This is a genomic window from Frateuria defendens (genome assembly GCF_001182895.1).
GTDB classification, from domain to species: domain Bacteria; phylum Pseudomonadota; class Gammaproteobacteria; order Xanthomonadales; family Rhodanobacteraceae; genus Frateuria_B; species Frateuria_B defendens.
Map to the genome: position 1 here is coordinate 1 of NZ_LFQR01000222.1, position 376 is coordinate 376.

General features: G+C 69.7%; 1 protein-coding gene. It reads right to left on the reverse strand.

The genetic code is table 11. The features are described from left to right. Positions 1–204: hypothetical protein (locus ACH65_RS20905; RefSeq protein WP_237561572.1), on the reverse strand; the 204-nt coding region annotated here is incomplete at its 3' end. Positions 205–376: the final 172 nt, after the last annotated feature.

A 376-nucleotide genomic window follows, 5' to 3' on the forward strand; every position in this document is an offset into this window, starting at 1 on the left:
TTCATCGCCCTGATTAAGCGCCTGGTGCTGCATATAGCTGGCGATATCGCCCGCCGCCCGCATCCCCACCTGCCCGGCCACACTCCCCAGCTCCTGCCGCTCCGCCACCTTCTGCGCATCGAAGGTGTTGCGGATACCGTTGCCCTCCAACGAGGTCTGGTCGCGGCTGAGGTCACCCTGCACCGCGCCGTCGCGCACGATCACCGTGCCCGCCGCCACGCCCGAGCGCGTGTCGCTGCTGGCGTTGCCATGCTGCGGCGTCGCCAGGCTCAACGCCGCGCCGATGCCCCCGGCGATGTTGCTCCCCATCGAGCTGCCGCCGCTCACGCTCACCTGGCTGGCCGAGTACTTCGACGCGTTGTGCACCGTCTCGGCC